This is a genomic window from Rahnella ecdela, assembly GCF_019049625.1.
In the GTDB taxonomy this organism is placed as follows: domain Bacteria; phylum Pseudomonadota; class Gammaproteobacteria; order Enterobacterales; family Enterobacteriaceae; genus Rahnella; species Rahnella ecdela.
Map to the genome: position 1 here is coordinate 14,000 of NZ_JAFMOY010000103.1, position 14,448 is coordinate 28,447.

Genomic DNA, 14,448 nt, shown 5'->3' on the forward strand with positions numbered 1-14,448 from the left:
CGGGTTCAGCGGTAAAGAATGGCTGTACCCGCGAGTTTATTGTTTCCGGAAACACCAATAATCCGGTAATGACTGGCGCCGGCATCAGCGCTTTTCATGGCCAGTGAGGCATCCAGGTCATCGGGGCTGGTGAAGCCGCCTGACGATACCACCCCAATTTTTTGCAGTGATACCGCCTCACCGCGGGAGACCATTTGCGGGCCGGCGGCATAAGCCAGTGCGGTGGTGGATAAGGCGACGGTAGCGATAAGTACTTTGATAGTGTTTTTCATTGTAAGACTCCTGATGTTCTGTTGTATTTTTTGTCTGTATGTTCCGCTGTTGAAAGCAAGACTACCTACCAGTAGATAGTCTTGCAAGAAAAAAATATGACACTCTCCATATAATGTGAAAACCCTCACATAATCCCGCCTGGTATTGTTCTCCTGTTTTGGGTTCTGGCGTAGAACCCCATGATGCTGATGATGTTAGGAGGTCGGGGGCCAGCCGTGCGAAAAACCACGTCAAGGAAATAACAGGCTGAAATATAGAGTCTTATGAGGCTGCATGCCTGGCTCAAAAGCGATTCCAAATATCGCCTTTGGTCATTTTGAGACGGAGTAGTGTCAAAATCGATTTCAGATACGCTTAGCGCGGCTTTTACATCACTGAACTTCAAACCCCTTCTCTGCCGGGGTTAACCCGGTCAGGCGTGGCAAACACCTCCTGCTAAAACAATCCCGACAGGGTTCAGGGAACCGCCGGCGCGGGGACTTAATATCCCGTGCCCCATCACCGTCCGGATGAAGTTCTGATCCGCCTGATGAGTGACAGTAACGGTGAACGGGTGCGCAATTTATTGCGCGGGCGTGAGGCGCCGGACAGGCTCTGACAGAAAATTTGTCAGCCCGCAGGGTGGTATCACAACAAGCCCTGCCTGCCTCCGGGCCAGACTGAATCAGATGGCTTTCGGTCGGCCTGATCCCTCTCCTCAACTCGGGTACTCATCAAAACAGACACGGTAAAAATGTGATTCAAATCACAATTAAAAATATAAAGATATTTTGCCCTTGCCAACCTATCTACTGGTAGGTAGTCTTGGTTTCAACAGCACGACACAACATACACAGCAAACAATATTAAAAAGATAAATGAGGGTAACAACATGAAAAAATTAATGATTGCAGCACTCCTGACCTTCCCGGTAATCACTTTCGCCGCCCAGACCGAGCAGGGACCCGTATGGGAAACCCAGGCAGGTGTTCTGAACGTCAGCCAGGATGCAGCCGGTACTGAATTTGTTTCTGGCTCAGTCGCCGAAAATCTGAATTATAACGACCAGGCCAGCCTGACCGGACTGGAAGATATTTCCGAAGTCATGATCCCGTCCATAGCCAATGAACTGAACCGTCAGCAGGCATATGACTCCGTTAAAGTCGGGGAAGTGTCGGCGCACGGCGCGGCAACGCCGGATGACCTGGATAATGCCCTGATGGTGAAAGCGGAGAAACAAGGCGCCTCCGGCTACCGCGTCACCAGCGTCAGTAACATGTCTCCATATTCCGGTACCGCTACACTTTACCGCTAAAGCGTTACCCTGCAGCGACGCCCGGCAGCCTTATGGCTCCGGGCGTTTCTGCGTGTGTTTATTTTATTTCAGAGAGCGGAGAGAACAGTGTCCACTTATGACAACCTGCTTGAGTTTGCGGATACGTTTATCCAGGAGAATGGCTATCCGCATTGTCGGGTTCAATAGCTTTTATCTGTTGGGTATGGCGCAGCATTAACTCTAATGCCAGCTCGGCATCCTGCGGATCATCTTTAGCGCCGCTGGGCGAGAAGGCTTGCCGGTAACGAGCCAGGAACAAAGCGTGGACAGGGAAAATGGTGATAAATGGATATTGCTGAAGAGCATACACCACGGAACCTTTCTTCAGCTCAATGGCGATAGCGATTCTGCCTTTTACCTTCTGGTGTACCTCGGTAAGCCAGACATCAAGCGCTTCTGCTAGATGTTCAATCACATGGAATACGCGTTCATCGTTTTTAAACAGAACACAGAAATCGTGCTTTTTATCTGCCCAATCCAGGCCAACATGTGCAGCAAATTGATTAGTCACAGTCATCACAAACTCCTTTTATCGGGGATTGGTTGCATTCCACGCTCTTCGAAAGAAATATAGCCAGCGGTTTATCTGCATGCCCAGAGTATTCGTTATCGAACGTGGAGCACCTACTGGCTCGAAAAAAAAACGGCGATCATCACGTTATTCTCGCTCAATATTCGTAACCAGTCAGCGCATACCCTGAATTACTTCAAAGTGTAATTCTCAGGGCAAGAATGACTATACTTCGCTAAAAGCGGGACTCGATGAGAGCTGTAGAAAGTCAATTATCACGTTGCTTTTCTAACCTGATGAAAGTGCCATCCAAATTTGCTTTATTACCCCTGCCGAGTTGCATGTAAAATTTTGCCGCACGGCTGTTTTCATCGATTTCCAGCCAGGCAATTTCGTGATGTCTGAATAACTCCTGTTCCGCAAGCACAGTGAGTCTGCGACCTATACCTCTCCATTCGTATTCAGGAAGAACAAAAAGACCATAAAGACCATAAAGACAGCCTTTCTCCCTTAAAATCATTGAAAAACCTATAATTTCACCGTTATCACAGGCAACCCATGCGCAATGACCCTTTTTGGTCATATCACCCACGACGCTTTCAGTAATTCCCATTCTCCGCATTTCTTCGCGGCTCAGATGATTCTCGATCACAGATGTTCGGACTAAGAAGACTCCATCAACATCAGAAAATTGTGCTGCTCTTATATTTATACTCATAAGACTTACACCATGTATGACAAAGATAAATTCTAATAATAATGCAGTCATATTGTAAGTATCCCATCAAAACGGCCCATTCACTTTTAGAGATCTTCCGACATACTGATTATGTCCCCTGAGGAGATCGCTATGCGTAAGATCCGATTCACCGAGCACCAGATCATCGCCGTCCTGAAATCAGTCGAAGCGGGCAGGACCGTCAAAGATGTGTGCCGCGAGGCCGCTATTTCCGAAGCCAGCTACTACAACTGGAAGGCGAAATATGGCGGGATGGAAGCCGCTGATATCAAAAAAATCAAAGATCTCGAAGACGAAAATCGTCGTCTGAAGCAGATGTTTGCCGATCTGAGTCTGGAATGCCGGGCGCTGAAAGACGTCATTGAAAAAAGCTTTGAAACCAGCGATAAAGCGTGAGCTCGTCAGCTATCTGACCACGCAGTTTACGATGAGCATACGCCAGGCATGCAGGACGTTATCGCTGAGCAGGACGGTATTTCGTTATCAACCGGATACACGGCGTGATGAACCGGTGATCCAGGGGCTGACTGAGGCAGCTGAACGCTATCCCCGCTATGGATTTAAGAAGCTTTTCAGGTGCTTCGCAGGCAGGGCTACGTCTGGAACCACAAGCGGGTACACCGGATTTACTGTCTGCTAAAACTCAATTTTCGTCGTAAGGGTAAACAACGCCTGCCGGTGCGCAATCCGGCTCCGCTGGCAACGCCGGAAGCACTGAACCAAAGTTGGTCGATTGATTTTATGCACGACGCGCTGACATGCGGCCGACGTTTTCGGACTTTCAACGTCGTGGATGATTTTAACCGCGAGGCTCTGGCCATCGAAATCGACTTGAATATCCCGGCACAGCGCGTTGTGCGGGTTCTGGAAAAAATAGTGGCAAACCGTGGATATCCGCTGAAAATGCGGATGGATAACGGGCCGGAACTGATATCACTGGCTCTGGCGCAATGGGCTGAAGACCATGGCGTGATGCTGGAATTTATCAAGCCGGGTAAACCGACGCAGAACGCGTTTATCGAACGTTTTAACCGAACATACCGGACCGAAATACTGGATTTTTATCTGTTCAGGACGTTGAACGAAGCACGGGAAATAACGGAGCGCTGGCTGAATGGATACAACAGTGAGCGGCCCCATGAATCCCTGAATAACCTGACGCCGGAAGAATACCGGCTAATGGCTGAGAAGACGGAAATCTCAAAAAGTGTGTGGAACTAAAACAGGTGTGCTTACAATATCCTTTAAGGAGCCACAGAATCTTCAATGAGGTGGCTGCTATTTATGTTCCGCTTAACGCCATGACCCTTCCCGTAGGCAGCAAGTCAATGACTTTCCGCCAGGTACTGATACATCTGTAAAACATATTTTATTTGTTCCCGCTCACAAACTCGCAAGACATTTTTTTACACTCCTGACATCCCCATTCTTCGGTGTGGCTCAGACGTTGCTTAAAATCTCCACTTCAACACTGATCTCATTCCTCTGAGGAATATATCAATAAAATTCAATGCCTTTAATTTATCACCCCCACTGTCATAATCCAAAAATTAACCCGTTAGACACATTTCGTAAACATTTGCGCATCAAAAGATACCGAATGTCGAGGGTTATAAAACAGACGTCACGTGATGTGGTTCGCAGTGTATTCGAGACCTGAATTTACTGTGCTAGTGCAAAAAAACGCTGATATAAAAATAATCATGAGGATTTGACAATGTTGATTGCCCTGAGTGTGTTGATGCTGATTTTTTTCATTTATTTATTAATGAGCAAAAAGCTATCAGCTCTGACAGCACTGATTATTATCCCGACCATTTTTGCTCTTCTGGGCGGCTTTTATTCTGAGATGGGGGACTATGTTATTAAGGGCTGCGGAGCGTGGCCCCCAACGGGATAATGATACTCTTCGCAATGCTATATTTTATGGTTATGACAGAAGCGGGGATGTTCGATCCGTTGGTCAACCGTATTATAAAAGTCGTACACGGCGATCCGGTTAAAATCTACCTCGGTACTGTTCTGCTGGCAGTTATTGTGGCGCTGGATGGCGATGGTGCAACCATTTACATTATTGTCCTTTCGGCTTTTTTACCCATCTACAAACGTATTGGGTTCTCTTTGCCGATGGTGTGCTGTCTGTTGCTGCAAGTTTCGGGCCTGGGAAATATGGTTCCCTGGGGAGGGCCAACGGCGCGCGCGGTTACCTCAATGCAGGTGGATATGAGTGAAGTGTTTGTACCACTTTTGCCTGCGCTTATGGGATGCGTCATCTGGACCTTTATTCTGGCCTGGATTTTTGGCCGCCGCGAGCGTGCGCGTCTGGCGGCAGCGGGTCACGATATCAAAATGATCAGCGAGATTAAGCATGATGGCGAACAACGCAGCCGTGGCCCACGAACATTCTGTTTTAACTGGCTGCTGACCTTGCTGTTGTTGGCAGGATTGTGTACAGAGATCCTGCCGTTGGCTTACCTGTTTATGATTGCTGCATGTATTGCCCTGATTGTGAACTTTCCCGACCTCGGTATGCAGAAGGCACAGCTCGAGAAGCACGCAGCGCCGATTATTGCCGTAGCCAGTCTGATTTTTGCCGCCGGTGTGTTCACCGGATTATTTAACGGAACGGGAATGGTTAATGCGGTCGGAGAGGCGTTAATCCGCATAATCCCGGATTCTGTTGGCCCCTATCTTGCCCCTGTTACCGCTTTGCTGAGTATCCCCATGACGTGGCTGGTGTCGAATGACGTCTTCTACTTTGGCGTTCTGCCCATTCTTGCCGATGCCGCTCAGCACCACGGTATTACCGCAGCGGAGATGGCCCGGGCTTCGTTGATTGGACAACCAGTACATATCCTGAGCCCGCTGGTGGCTTCCACCTATCTGGTCATCAGTATGTTAAAGCTGGATTACTCAGAGAATCAGCGCTTTACCTTCAAATGGTCGCTGCTCAGCTACCTGATCATGTTGGTGATATCACTGGTGTTGGGGATTATTCCATTATCGGGTGCCTGGCAGCGCTGAGCAGAGCAGGGCGGGACGGGAGCTCAATTTTAACGTTGGTAATCCCAGATTTTACCCGCGATAGAAGCCAGCTTACGTGCTGCAGGGGTCAGCTCACTCCATGAATGGAACTGTAATCCGAACGTACGGGGCATGACCAACAGTGGAAGGGGAATTTCGACCAGCGCAACGGCGCTCTGCTGCTCTTTCAGCACCCGGCGTGACAGGAAACTCAGCAGGTGGGTTTCCGCGATGACCATCCGCAGCGATGCCAGCGTATTGGCTTCTATCTGGACGCGAGGCAAAGGATAGCCAGCGCCCAGCAAACGATGTTCAAGCCACTGCCGAGTTGCCACGCCCCTCGAAGGCAACAGCCAGCTGTACTGATTGAGTTGTTCTGCCGTCGGGTGAATACCTGCCAGCGGGTGGTCTTTGCTGGCAACCAGCACGACGGGATCGTCGAGGAGCGGGATCGCGATAAACTCCTCTCCGTTCTCGGGGAGAAAACCGAGAATGATATCGAGCTGCTTTTCGCGCAGTGCGCTTTGTAACAAGTCGTTCAGGCCGACTTTAATTTCCAGCTGCACGCTGGGTGCGGCGTGCAGCAATTGCCCCGTCAGTTTCGGCAACATAAATTCGGCGGCGCTGGCCGCGGCGCCAAGGCGAATATAACCAGCATTTCCATCGGCCAGGGAACTCATATCTCGTTGTGTCACTTCCAGCGCGTGGACAATTTTTTGCGCTCGGTCACAAAGGAGTAACCCGGCTTCGGTCAGATAGATGCCTCGCCCCGCCTTCAACAGGAGTTTTGCCGAATATATTTTCTCCAGTCGCTGAATGCATTTTGTCAACGCGGGCTGGGTGATGCCAAGGCTGATAGCCGCTCGCCCCAGATGGCCGGTATCCCGAATCGCCAGCAGATAACGCAGATCTTTAAGCTCCATATCATTCCTGTCAGGAATCAATAAATAATATCCGGATAATATTATTTATCATTCACTAATGCCAACATTAAGGAAATCATCACAGGAGTCAGATATGACCTACAAGTTCTTAATGACCGCCCCTGAGCTGGGAGAAGGTGGCCGCAAGGTACTGGCCAACGCCGGGTGCGAAGTGGATTATTTGCAACATAGCAATGACGAGCAGGAAGTTGAACACCTGATGTCGACCCGAGTCTATGATGCCGTTATTTCGCGCACAGCTGTTTTGTCAGCGAAGGCGATCAATTCCTGTCCGACACTGAAAATTATCTGCAAACATGGCGTTGGCGTGACGAACATTGATGTCGCAGCAGCCAGTGCCCGCGGTATCCCTGTGCTGACAACCCCCGCCACAAATGCACAATCGGTGGCGGAACTGACTATTGCCTTAATGTTCAGTGCCGCCCGCCGCCTGCCTTTTTTCCAGCATGAAATCGCTGAACGGCGCTGGACGCGGGCTGGCAACGGTATCGAGCTACAAGGCAAGACGCTCGGGCTGGTCGGCTATGGCGCAATTGGTCGCCGTGTCGCGCATATTGCCCAGACGATCGGAATGCGGGTGGCGTTCTTCGATCCGGCATTTGTGGGAGAAACGGAGCATCAGCGTTATGCCGGGCTGTCTGAGTTACTGCATAACAGCCAGGTGCTGAGCCTCCACTGTCCTGTTAATGCCGCCACCCGTCAGATGCTTAACAGCCTGACGCTGGCCTTATTACCTCAGGGGGCGATTGTGGTGAATACCTCACGGGGTGAGCTAATCGATGAAAATGCACTCGCAACAGCACTGGAAGAGGGCGCTTTGACCGCAGCCGGGTTAGACACTTTTATCGAAGAGCCGTTATCTGCCGATCACCCCTTTCGCCAGCTCACTAATGTCGTTCTGACTCCCCATATCGGCGGCTCTACGGTGGAAGCACTGGATACGGTTGCGCATTCCGCAGCCCGGCAGTGTCTGGATTTCTTGCAGAGAAAGACTCTTGATCCGCGGGCGTGTGTCAATTCTGAAGCCATCTCACATTCAAAAGGAGTGATGCTATGAGCAGTAAAACCGACTGGCCAGCAGGCTATTATATCGGTCTTCGCGAACAGGTTCCTGACCGCGCAACGATTGAGGCTTTTCGCCAATTACCCGTCCCGAATATCGGTGACTGCATGGGCCGCAGTGCAGGGGCCAGAGGGCTTCAGCCCTGGCATGCCGACCGGCAACTGGTGCTGTGTGGCCCGGCGCTAACGGTCAAAGTCAGACCGGGCGACAACCTGATGATCCATAAAGCGATAGAAATGGCGCAGCCGGGGGATGTTATCGTCGTGGATGGGGGAGGCGACCTGACGCAGGCGTTGATTGGCGGACTGATGCGAACCTCAGCGTTGACGAAGAAAATAGCGGGCTTTGTCATTGATGGGGCTATTCGCGATCTGAACGAATGGGCGGAAGGTGGCATTGCTGTTTATGCCAGGGGGTATACGCTTCGAGGCCCATCCAAAGACGGTCCGGGAGAGGTCAATATTGCCATCAGCTGTGGTGGAATGGTCGTCGCGCCCGGTGACCTGATTGTCGGTGACGCTGATGGCGTTATCGCGATCCCTTACGCGGAATTGGATTCCCTGTTACCGAGAGTACATCAACACGTTGAGCGTGAAGCCAGGATCCGGACGAATAATGTGGCTGGCACCACTGCTCCCGAGCGCTTTAACAGCCTGCTGCGTTCAAAAGGTTGTCCACTTTAGTCCGGTAGTAAGGTCACTTGTTTTGGCTATGTGGTAGTTGTGTCATCTCTGTGCAGGTGGCTAAATTAACTACGCATTGCAAGCCGGGGCAGGTGATCTTTAAAAATTAAATTAAACTCACCTTGTATGACATATTTAAAAATAAACAAACCATTAATATCAAGGAACTGATTTTGGTGATAATAAACATCCCGCTCCCACTCAGTATTTAAAAGTAGCGCTATACTTTAGAAGACCGCGTTAAAAGGACACAGTGATGAAAAAAATTCTCCTCCCGCTGGTATTGATTATGACCAGCAACGTTGCATTTGCGCAGCAGATTTCTGATAAATATGCTGAGGATGCCTACGTCTACGTTCGCGGCGGGATAAATGCTTTAATTTTCCTTCGCCTTAGCTCGTCGTGACACCGTCTGGTATCATAAGCCCCGTCGGCGCAGGCAGCCCTGATTTTATTGTGCGTCTGACGGATAAGCCCCGGGAAGGCCTCTGCATCCGTCACGTTGTTCAGGGAGAGGTCAGCGCAGATAACCTCATGCGTACTGGCTTCCACGGCCAGATGCAGTTTCCGCCAGACGCAATGCTTTTCCTGCCCGTGTTTTTTCACCTTCCATTCCCTCTCACCGAAGACTTTTAAGCCGGTGGAGTCGATAACCAGGTGACCAATTGCACCTCTCGTGGGGCTTTTAAATGGGATGCTGACGGACTTAGCCCGCCTGCTGACGCAGGAGTAATCCGGCAATGGAGCGGGAGTTTCATTAAGGTAAAAACAAAGTCAATGAACCCCCTGTGCGGCACGCAGCGTGAGGCGAAAGACGCGTTTGAGCATCAGCACGGTGGAAATAGAGAGCTCAGAATAACGTTGCGGACGACCACGTGAAGATGTGCCGGGCTTTTCATACCAGGCCTGAATGGCCGACTCATCAAGCCAGAATGTCAGTGAACCCCGGTTGACGAGCGCCTTGTTGTAGGTGGCCCAGTTGGTGATTTTGAACTTTTTTTTGCCATGTGATATCGCTGCAGGATCAGGATAGTGGTGATCTGATCCTGACGACGGCGGTTTTTTTGTACCCATAAGTCGGGCTTTGCTGTCTCTGGCGTGCAAACGTGGCTCATACCGGTACGTATGCACAATGGCATCCGGTTGCTTGTCCGTTTCATCAACCGTCAGTCGCCCGGCTTACCGCATTGGAATAAATACGCCCAAATCTTTCTCAAGACAACGCAGGATGAGGTCAGGATGCACGCAGCTGGCTTTCACCGGCATGCAGGCCGGGACGTCGATAGAATAGATGGCCAGCCCCTCGCGTTTGCGTTTCAGTTCCAGACAGGAATGCGCCAGGACTTTATGAACGTCCCGCCAGATTATTGCCGGATCGGCCATCGCTGTATCAATTTTTTGCCGACATTCCATCACCGCATATCTGTAAAGACTTTGGCTGTCGGCTTAATACTCCAGCTGTTTCGCCCTGCGCGGGATGGTCTTAATCTCGTTCTTCGCCCGTACAACGTCTCGGTTTTCGTTGATAACCCACGCCCCGTTGTCTGGCGTAAAGCCGTGCTTAAGTTCAAGGTGGCGACAGGCTTTGTGCAGGGTATCGACATCTTTATAAAGATTAGCGGCGCGGTAAGACACCGGATGAACGCGATTCGCCGTAATATGGCAATGGACATTATCAGTGTCACGGTGGATGGCAAATACGTACTGATTTTCACCCATTCCCCGCTGCTGCAAACAGTAGCGGGCGCTGTCAAAAATCTGCGTCTCGGTGGGTTCGTCTTCCTCACGCCATGACAGGATGCAGTGATAAACCGGGTCGATACACCGAGTGTTTTGCAGTGCAACCGCATTCATTTCTGCCGCTGCCGTGTCCAGGCCAAAGCAGTTGGTTTCGCACATAACGTCGCCGCTTTTCACCTGCAGAATGCCGTCCACGGAAGACATCATCAGTTGTTTTTTCGGCGTGGCATGGCGGTCAACATAGCTGACCAGGCGGTTAAAAATTTCTGCATAGGAGCGGGGGACGTATGTAAGGATTTTCCGGTGATATCGGCGCATCCGGCTTTTGCCCTTCCCGCTGGCTGACATACGTCACCAGTTTAACGAAGCTTGAACGCCCGTCTCGGCGCTTTTCCGGCACGACGGGAATCTCGCGTTTCCCCGCTCTTCTGCAAAGGGGTCGAGTCCCATATCTATTCCGATAATCGCCCTCCTGATCGCCACCAGCACCCCTGAGTATTCCTTACTGAATTTGTCACTGACGCTGCCACGCCCTTGGTTGAAGAGGTGCTTTTGTAAGCCGCCCAGGCGCTGCAGTTCCATAATGAGTTTGGTGTCAGTCTTTGCAGTAATACGGCGACCTAACGCACAGCGACGCAGATACTCTCCTACGCTCAGACCGGCGGCCTGGTCGCTTTACTGTATCTGTTGCTGTTCTTCCGGCAGGCAACGGATGCTCGAAAGTAATGCCGTTCTGTTGCGTTTTTCGCTCTTACTCACGGTGGCCTTTTCCTTCCAGTCTCGGCAGTTATAGTCTCGCGGGGTGTCGGGGCGAAGCCCTGACCAGGGCGTTTTGATGGACCGACTGCGTGCAGGCGGTGCTACAAAACATATCCTGCCCCTGCCCCTGCCCCTGAAGCGCTCATCTGCAAATGAAATAGCACCAGCTGCCGCAGCAGCTGGTGCATTCAGCGTTAACCTTTAAGTTGCTTAAAAAATGGGATAATGTGATCGACTTCATTTCATCTCGGGAATCCGCTACGCGGTCAAAGACCTCCAGCACCTCAAATGCACCTTCAATGACCTGCCCGACAACGTCGCCCTTGTGTGGCTATGAACACTTATTCATAGCCACACCTATGTTGATGTTTTAACTATGTGTAGTTATCTGGCAGGGTTGTTGTCAGCTCCTGCCATTCATTGGCCTGGAGCTGACAACGTATTTGCATAGTTACAGCGTTTTCAAAATTTGAGTAGATCATCCGATGCCTGGAATCGCTTGAATGTGGCGTCAGGTGCTTCAAGCCGGGAAGGCACTTCTTCCTTCATCGTAGATTGGCTTCGACATAGCGATGTGTCGTATTCACGCTCTCGTGACCATGCCATAGGGCGATGAGATTGAAGGGAACGCCGTTTTGCAAAAGATGCATAGCGGTCGTGTGCCTGAGGATATGCGGTGATACTCGCTTACCCTTCAGACTGGGTTGAATGACTGCCGCACGATTAACCGCAAGTGTTAACGTTGCGCCACATTCGCTCGCGTCATAGGCTGGCCCGACCGGACCAAGCAATGCCGTATCACCGTGCATATTTAGGTTGGTATGCAACCATGCCCGTATGGTTCCAACCGTAGATTTCCATAATGGTATCGTTCGCTTTCGTCGGCCTTTTCCATTCAGGTGAACGCAGGGACTTCCATCAAGCACGACATCAACGACACGGATGTTGATTATCTCAGACATACGAGCCCCCGTGTTGTAGATAAGCGTGAACAGCAAGTGATCGCGATGTGAGGTCCACTCATCACCTGGATGGCCCAGTATACCTGTCGAACCTGGTACCCTCCTAATGGCTTACCCAATACATCTGCGCGCAAAACGATGAAGAAACAAGCATCTTTATCAGATTCTGCACCCGTTGATTGACGTTGGTTCAGGTATTGATGTAATGCATGACTCGTATTTGGATGCAGCACTATAGAACGCGATTTCCCGAACTTAGTTCGCCGAACTATCAACATGCCCCGATGCAGATCTACATCGCTAATTCGCAATGATAGTGCCACGGAAACGGGGGTGCGGACGATTTCTTGGACTCTCGGGAGAGAGTTAATGCATTCATATGAGGACAGGGTTCGGGCTGTTGAACTCTATTATCGATATGGCAAAAAAGCCTCTGTGGTCATCAGAGAATTGGGATATCCATCCATAAAACAGCTCGGTCGCTGGGTGAGAATTTATGAAGAAACTGGCGAATTACCGAGAGAATTAAAATCGAGACAGCGATACTCACAGGCGCAAAAAATCGCTGCTGTGGAACATTACCTGACGCATGGTGGTTGTCTGGCGTTTACTCGGCGAGCCATAGGCTATCCCAGCGACGTATTACTTAAACGCTGGATTGAAGAAATATATCCAAACCGACGCCCTCCGATTGTCCGCTCAAATACAAATAAATGCTTCAGTCAGGAAGAAAAATCTCAAGCCGTCCGTGAGCTCTGCAACCGAAGCGGAACCGCCCTTAACGTTGCTCAAAACATAGGCGTGAGCGTCCCGGTCCTGTACAAATGGAAGAAAGACCTGCTCGACGATGAGGCTTATCGATCCATGCGAAGACGTAAAACATCACCTCAGAATAAAAACCAGGATGCATTGCTTAATGAAATCACGCGGCTTAAACAGCAGGTTCATCAGTTGCAGCTTGAACGCGATATCCTGACAAAAGCGAATGAACTGATAAAAAAAAACATGGGCATCAGCGTCCTGACCTTGAAGAACAGGGAGAAAACCCAGGTCGTTGATGCCCATAAGGAAATCTATTCAGTCGCTGAACTGCTCTGTGTTCTGAAGCTTGCCCGGAGTTGCTATTTTTATCACAAAGCGAGCCGGCGTCTGAATGATAAGTACGCGGAAATACGCATAGCCATGGCAAAGATCTTTGAAGGAAATTACCGCTGCTATGGATACCGGCGTCTGCACGCGATGCTCCGAGAGAACAAGCTCTGCATCTCTGAAAAGGTTGTCCGCAGGCTAATGACTGAGGAGCAACTCGTCGTTAAGCGAGCCAGGCAACGACGATACAGCTCTTACTGCGGAGAAATAGGGCCGGCCCCTGAAAATCTCCTTGCCAGAAATTTTCGATCCTGCAGCCCAAATGAGAAGTGGCTGACTGATATTACTGAGTTCCACCTGCCGGCGGGCAAGGTCTATCTGTCGCCCGTAATCGACTGTTTTGATGGCAAAGTGGTGAGCTGGTCGATAGGAACACGTCCGGATGCAAGACTGGTGAATTGCATGCTCGACGACGCGCTCGATACGCTCAGAGAAAATGAAAAACCGGTGATACACAGCGACAGAGGCGGCCATTATCGATGGCCGGGTTGGTTGGATCGTATTAATGCATCAGGTCTTAAAAGGTCCATGTCGCGTAAAGGTTGCTCGTCGGATAACGCGGCGTGTGAAGGCTTCTTCGGGCGGGTCAAAAATGAAATGTACTATGGCAGAAATTGGGCGAGCACGACGCAGGAAGAATTTATCTGCTTCCTGGACAGGTACATACGCTGGTATAACGAGAAGCGAATTAAATTATCATTGGGTGCAATGAGTCCGGTTAAGTACCGGCAGCATCTGGGGATCACAACATAACCAGTCCAACAAAACATCCGCATCTCCAAAAGTGACATTATCAAATGGGACTTACATTATTTGTCTATCCATTATTAAGATGTCGTCTTTATAGCCAAGTTAAAGTGTCTTCTGTGACATGAGAGAGTCAGGCTGTTCAGAGCTTTTCTTTCGGGCGGGCTACCCAGGTACTCTCGGCAATCATCAGTTTCCTGACGGTTTCTTTTGAAATGCTCAGTCCAAAGCCTGCGCTCAGTAACCGCCATGCGCCGGTTGGACTCATGCCACGGCAACGGGTGCGAATCAGCTTCACAACCTGGGTCTTCAGGTCGTCATTCAGTTGATAGTTGCTGGGCCTGCCTCGGCGCCGGTTAATCAGTCCTTCAGGACCATCTTCGAGATAGCGCTTAACCAGACGGCGGCACTGACGGCGGCTCACTTCCATTGACTCCGCAGCGTCCGCGAGCGAGATGTCACGAGCCATGTAGGCTTCGATGAGCTCCGCACGCAACTGGTCGCGCAGCAGCATTACCGGTTTCTGACCATTCATGTAT

At 50.4% G+C, this 14,448-nt stretch carries 15 protein-coding genes and 5 pseudogenes; 8 read left to right on the forward strand and 12 right to left on the reverse strand.

Going from position 1 to position 14,448, the window contains the following annotated elements; genetic code table 11:
* Positions 1-5 precede the first annotated feature (5 nt).
* Entirely contained in the window at positions 6-272 is a 267-nt protein-coding gene (locus J1784_RS02465) for a YdgH/BhsA/McbA-like domain containing protein (RefSeq protein ID WP_217147877.1), read from the reverse strand.
* A gap of 872 nt (positions 273-1,144) precedes the next feature.
* On the opposite strand from J1784_RS02465, the gene J1784_RS02470 reads away from it, so the two are divergent.
* Complete coding sequence (locus J1784_RS02470) at positions 1,145-1,567, forward strand: YdgH/BhsA/McbA-like domain containing protein (RefSeq protein WP_217147878.1); 423 nt, start codon at positions 1,145-1,147, stop codon at positions 1,565-1,567.
* Between the two features lie 145 nt (positions 1,568-1,712).
* Here J1784_RS02470 and J1784_RS02475 read toward each other — a convergent pair.
* Positions 1,713-2,105: pseudogene (locus J1784_RS02475) on the reverse strand (IS110 family transposase); the annotation flags it as partial.
* A 262-nt stretch (positions 2,106-2,367) separates the two neighbouring features.
* Entirely contained in the window at positions 2,368-2,868 is a 501-nt protein-coding gene (locus tag J1784_RS02480) for a GNAT family N-acetyltransferase (RefSeq protein ID WP_238485354.1), read from the reverse strand.
* Between the two features lie 81 nt (positions 2,869-2,949).
* Here J1784_RS02480 and J1784_RS02485 point away from each other — a divergent pair.
* The 3 genes and pseudogenes from J1784_RS02485 to J1784_RS02490 all read left to right on the forward strand — a co-directional run bounded on the left by J1784_RS02485 (position 2,950) and on the right by J1784_RS02490 (position 5,862).
* Positions 2,950-4,059 (forward strand): annotated as a pseudogene (locus J1784_RS02485) (IS3 family transposase).
* Positions 4,060-4,555: 496 nt separating this feature from the next.
* Entirely contained in the window at positions 4,556-4,738 is a 183-nt protein-coding gene (locus J1784_RS26380; RefSeq protein ID WP_238485355.1) for a hypothetical protein, read from the forward strand.
* Between the two features lie 26 nt (positions 4,739-4,764).
* Positions 4,765-5,862 carry a citrate:proton symporter gene (locus J1784_RS02490; protein WP_338019892.1) on the forward strand — a complete coding sequence of 366 codons (1,098 nt, stop codon included), beginning with the start codon at positions 4,765-4,767 and terminating at the stop codon, positions 5,860-5,862.
* A 29-nt stretch (positions 5,863-5,891) separates the two neighbouring features.
* Here the strand turns inward: J1784_RS02490 and J1784_RS02495 are convergent, their stop codons facing one another.
* Entirely contained in the window at positions 5,892-6,785 is an 894-nt protein-coding gene (locus tag J1784_RS02495) for a LysR family transcriptional regulator (protein WP_217147879.1), read from the reverse strand.
* 94 nt (positions 6,786-6,879) lie between these two features.
* Between J1784_RS02495 and J1784_RS02500 the strand changes: the two genes are divergently transcribed.
* The 3 genes from J1784_RS02500 to J1784_RS02510 all read left to right on the forward strand — a co-directional run bounded on the left by J1784_RS02500 (position 6,880) and on the right by J1784_RS02510 (position 8,958).
* A complete protein-coding gene (locus tag J1784_RS02500; RefSeq protein WP_217147880.1) occupies positions 6,880-7,863 on the forward strand; it encodes a hydroxyacid dehydrogenase in 984 nt (327 codons plus the stop codon).
* The gene (locus tag J1784_RS02505; protein WP_217147881.1) at positions 7,860-8,552 is read left to right on the forward strand and encodes an RraA family protein; all 693 of its coding nucleotides are present in this window, start codon (positions 7,860-7,862) and stop codon (positions 8,550-8,552) included. The genes J1784_RS02500 and J1784_RS02505 overlap by 4 nt, the downstream gene beginning before the upstream one ends.
* 256 nt (positions 8,553-8,808) lie before the next feature.
* Entirely contained in the window at positions 8,809-8,958 is a 150-nt protein-coding gene (locus J1784_RS02510; protein ID WP_217147898.1) for a hypothetical protein, read from the forward strand.
* Here J1784_RS02510 and J1784_RS02515 read toward each other — a convergent pair.
* The 7 genes and pseudogenes from J1784_RS02515 to J1784_RS26825 form a co-directional block, all read right to left on the reverse strand.
* Positions 8,904-9,626 (reverse strand): annotated as a pseudogene (locus J1784_RS02515) (IS5 family transposase). The gene J1784_RS02510 and the pseudogene J1784_RS02515 sit on opposite strands and share 55 nt — an antisense overlap.
* A 105-nt stretch (positions 9,627-9,731) precedes the next feature.
* Positions 9,732-9,986: pseudogene (locus J1784_RS02520) on the reverse strand (TraI/MobA(P) family conjugative relaxase); the annotation flags it as partial.
* Between the two features lie 12 nt (positions 9,987-9,998).
* Complete coding sequence (locus tag J1784_RS02525) at positions 9,999-10,610, reverse strand: relaxase/mobilization nuclease domain-containing protein (RefSeq protein ID WP_217147883.1); 612 nt, start codon at positions 10,608-10,610, stop codon at positions 9,999-10,001.
* Between the two features lie 33 nt (positions 10,611-10,643).
* A complete protein-coding gene (mobA, locus tag J1784_RS26385; protein WP_338019894.1) occupies positions 10,644-10,949 on the reverse strand; it encodes a plasmid mobilization protein MobA in 306 nt (101 codons plus the stop codon).
* Positions 10,950-11,271: 322 nt separating this feature from the next.
* Positions 11,272-11,382 (reverse strand): annotated as a pseudogene (locus tag J1784_RS26975) (DUF932 domain-containing protein); the annotation flags it as partial.
* Positions 11,383-11,596: 214 nt separating this feature from the next.
* Positions 11,597-12,013, reverse strand: a complete 417-nt coding sequence (locus J1784_RS26820; protein ID WP_420803948.1) for a tyrosine-type recombinase/integrase — start codon at positions 12,011-12,013, stop codon at positions 11,597-11,599.
* Positions 12,001-12,291, reverse strand: a complete 291-nt coding sequence (locus J1784_RS26825) for a site-specific integrase (protein ID WP_420803949.1) — start codon at positions 12,289-12,291, stop codon at positions 12,001-12,003. The genes J1784_RS26820 and J1784_RS26825 overlap by 13 nt, the downstream gene beginning before the upstream one ends.
* A 91-nt stretch (positions 12,292-12,382) precedes the next feature.
* Here J1784_RS26825 and J1784_RS02535 point away from each other — a divergent pair, with 91 nt between their 5' ends.
* On the forward strand, positions 12,383-13,915 hold the full coding sequence (locus J1784_RS02535; RefSeq protein ID WP_217147885.1) for an IS3 family transposase: 1,533 nt from the start codon (positions 12,383-12,385) through the stop codon (positions 13,913-13,915).
* A 136-nt stretch (positions 13,916-14,051) separates the two neighbouring features.
* Here the strand turns inward: J1784_RS02535 and J1784_RS02540 are convergent, their stop codons facing one another.
* Positions 14,052-14,444, reverse strand: coding sequence for a helix-turn-helix domain-containing protein (locus J1784_RS02540; RefSeq protein WP_217147886.1), 393 nt, complete (start codon positions 14,442-14,444; stop codon positions 14,052-14,054).
* Positions 14,445-14,448: the final 4 nt, after the last annotated feature.

Coding starts and splice junctions, on each gene's coding strand:
- J1784_RS02465 (WP_217147877.1), bottom strand. CDS start 272: ATGAAAAACACTATCAAAGTACTTATCGCTACCGTCGCCTTATCCACC.
- J1784_RS02535 (WP_217147885.1), top strand. CDS start 12,383: ATGCATTCATATGAGGACAGGGTTCGGGCTGTTGAACTCTATTATCGA.
- J1784_RS02480 (WP_238485354.1), bottom strand. CDS start 2,868: ATGACTGCATTATTATTAGAATTTATCTTTGTCATACATGGTGTAAGT.
- J1784_RS02495 (WP_217147879.1), bottom strand. CDS start 6,785: ATGGAGCTTAAAGATCTGCGTTATCTGCTGGCGATTCGGGATACCGGC.
- J1784_RS02490 (WP_338019892.1), top strand. CDS start 4,765: ATGGTTATGACAGAAGCGGGGATGTTCGATCCGTTGGTCAACCGTATT.
- J1784_RS02525 (WP_217147883.1), bottom strand. CDS start 10,610: ATGCGCCGATATCACCGGAAAATCCTTACATACGTCCCCCGCTCCTAT.
- J1784_RS26820 (WP_420803948.1), bottom strand. CDS start 12,013: ATGTCTGAGATAATCAACATCCGTGTCGTTGATGTCGTGCTTGATGGA.
- J1784_RS02470 (WP_217147878.1), top strand. CDS start 1,145: ATGAAAAAATTAATGATTGCAGCACTCCTGACCTTCCCGGTAATCACT.
- J1784_RS26380 (WP_238485355.1), top strand. CDS start 4,556: ATGTTGATTGCCCTGAGTGTGTTGATGCTGATTTTTTTCATTTATTTA.
- J1784_RS02540 (WP_217147886.1), bottom strand. CDS start 14,444: ATGAATGGTCAGAAACCGGTAATGCTGCTGCGCGACCAGTTGCGTGCG.
- J1784_RS02500 (WP_217147880.1), top strand. CDS start 6,880: ATGACCTACAAGTTCTTAATGACCGCCCCTGAGCTGGGAGAAGGTGGC.
- J1784_RS02505 (WP_217147881.1), top strand. CDS start 7,860: ATGAGCAGTAAAACCGACTGGCCAGCAGGCTATTATATCGGTCTTCGC.
- J1784_RS02510 (WP_217147898.1), top strand. CDS start 8,809: ATGAAAAAAATTCTCCTCCCGCTGGTATTGATTATGACCAGCAACGTT.
- J1784_RS26825 (WP_420803949.1), bottom strand. CDS start 12,291: ATGTTGATAGTTCGGCGAACTAAGTTCGGGAAATCGCGTTCTATAGTG.